At 53.7% G+C, this 2,376-nt stretch carries 2 protein-coding genes; one reads left to right on the forward strand and one right to left on the reverse strand.

Annotated features, from left to right (window positions below; all coding sequences use genetic code 11):
- Positions 1 to 28: 28 nt before the first annotated feature.
- Entirely contained in the window at positions 29 to 877 is an 849-nt protein-coding gene (locus tag BP822_RS00395; protein WP_286877488.1) for a CPBP family intramembrane glutamic endopeptidase, read from the reverse strand.
- 137 nt (positions 878 to 1,014) lie between these two features.
- Here BP822_RS00395 and BP822_RS00400 point away from each other — a divergent pair.
- Positions 1,015 to 2,376 (forward strand): glycoside hydrolase family 57 protein (locus tag BP822_RS00400; protein WP_286877489.1); only part of this gene is annotated, 1,362 nt, incomplete at its 3' end.

A 2,376-nucleotide genomic window follows, 5' to 3' on the forward strand; every position in this document is an offset into this window, starting at 1 on the left:
GCTCAATCCTCTTTTCTCCCTGAACCATTCAAGTCGCGATACGCTCTTTTATCCTATCCAGGGCATAAGCGTAAAAGAAGAACAGGAATAGCGGGCCTATGATCAAATACGGCAGGATCTCCGGTCTGAGGGGGACTATGAGGAACATCGCTATATTGGTGACCCCGTGGGCCAGGGAGACAACCGGCAGGCTCTTGGATAGCCAGAAGAGCACGCCGAAAGCCAGCCCCGCCAGGCTAACGTAGAGGAGCTCCAGTGTCAGGTGATAGCCGCTATGCATGAACCCGAATATCACACTGGCCAAAACCAGCCCCCCAATCAGACCTATCCTCTCCTGGAGCACAGTCTGCAAGGACGACCGAAATACGAACTCCTCCACCACGCCCACAAAGAGGATCATGGTCAGGGATAAAATGAGAATCTGCTGGAGATCATTGTCCACCACCAGCATTTGAGGCTTGATCACTTTATACTCCCCCCACCCCAAAGCCAGTCCCATGGATATGGAGACCGGCAGAAAGAACCAGAACCGCTCAAAGGTCAATCCCGCCTCCTCTGCGGTTATGAATCTCTCTTTCAAGATCATATACATGGGAATGAACATGGGAGCATAGACCAGCACATAGGAGTAGAGGGTCAGGTGGAAGAAGACGGGCATCGCGACATTCAAAAGGCGGAACAGTGGCAAGAGCATTAGGGCTGGATAGGTCCGGTTATTGACGAATATCGTTGATAGGCTTAAAAAAACCAGGTTCAGCGCATGAATGGGCATCGCTGCTTCAGGCTTGCCGTAGAAGATCAGAATCTCGGCCAACAGTATCAAAAATACGGGAATCAGCAGGTCGAGATAGTACCTCTTCGCATTCAGCGCCTTCATATAATTGCCATGTTCTCATCAGAGATTTAATAGATTCCCTCGAACCTTACTGTACCAAAAAATCGGCATACTTTAGCCCTGACTTGGACAGATATAATGCGAAGGATGTAAATAATTTGCGGCCCTGATGATATAGTATGACCCTTGTCTCCCTCTCTTTTGAGGTCCACCAGCCAATCCGTCTGAAGAAGAATTTCTTCTGGGACGGCTACATGAACCGGCAGGTGGTACCTGATTTATGGAAATACTACTTCGATGACCCAGAGAATCAGAGGATCTTCGAGCGGGTATCCGACAAATGCTACCTGCCCGCCAACCGGGCCATCCTGGAGGGAATAAAAAAGCTCCAGGGATCGAATAGATCCTTCAAGGTCTCCTACAGCTTCTCAGGCGTCTTCCTGGAGGAATGCCAAAGGTACCGCCCGGATGTGTTAGACTCCTTTGTCGACCTGGTCCAGACTGGAATGGTGGAGGTGCTGGATCAGACCTACTATCACAGCCTGGCCAGCCTCTACGACGATCCGGAGGAGTACATCGAGCAGATCAAGATGCACCGGGAGCTGATCTGGGACATCTTCGCCCTCCGGCCTACGACCTTTGAGAACACCGAGCTGATCTACAGCGACAAAATCGCCCAAATCGCAGACCGGATGGGCTATAAGGCCATATTCACCGAAGGGGTGGTAGCAGATCCCAACTACGTCTACCGCCCGCCAAACACCAAGATCGCTCTGCTCTTGCGTAACTACCAGCTCACCGACGACATCGGCTTTCGCTTCTCCTCCCATAATTGGGAAGAGTACCCCCTCACCGCAGACAAGTACGCCTCCTGGCTGGCGAGGACCCCAGGCAAGTGCATAAACATCTTCTGCGATTATGAGACCTTCGGCGAGCACCAGTGGATCGATACCGGGATCTTCGACTTCATCCGCAACCTGCCAAACCAGGTCCTCCGCTACGAGAACCTTCAGTTCGCCACCCCCTGCGAGGTGGCCGGCACAATTCCGCCGGAAAGAGAGCTATCGATAGAGAGCTTCGTCTCCTGGGCAGACCTGGAGAGAAACACCAGCTGCTGGCTGGGAAACGCCCTTCAGCATGCCTGCTTCATCCAGCAGAAGAGGCTCCAGGCGCCGGCAAGAGAGAGCCGCGACCCCGACCTCCTGGCCATCTGGAGGACTCTGGGCCTCTCCGACCATCTCTACTATATCTTCACCCACGGCGGAGGGCCGGCCGAGGTGCACAACTACTTCAGCCCCTACGGCTCCCCCTATGATGCCGCTGTAACCTACTTTGCCGTCTTATCCGACTTTCACTGCCGCCTGAAGGGAAAGACCCATCTGGCCGATTCCCCATTCCGGTTTGCCACCGGAATAGACCAGTTCACAGGCGACTCCGCCTGGACACTGATGGGCCTGGAGGCCATCCTGGACAAAATCCCTCTCCCCTCTTTGGAGTACCATAATGCCAACGGCGATTATGCCCTCTGGGCGGAGAAGAGC

It is taken from the genome of Methanosaeta sp. UBA458 (assembly GCF_002496085.1).
Lineage (GTDB): Archaea > Halobacteriota > Methanosarcinia > Methanotrichales > Methanotrichaceae > Methanothrix > Methanothrix soehngenii.

Bases quoted from the DNA above. Each gene is read 5' to 3' on its own strand.
- BP822_RS00395 (WP_286877488.1), bottom strand. From the start codon at position 877: ATGAAGGCGCTGAATGCGAAGAGGTACTATCTCGACCTGCTGATTCCC.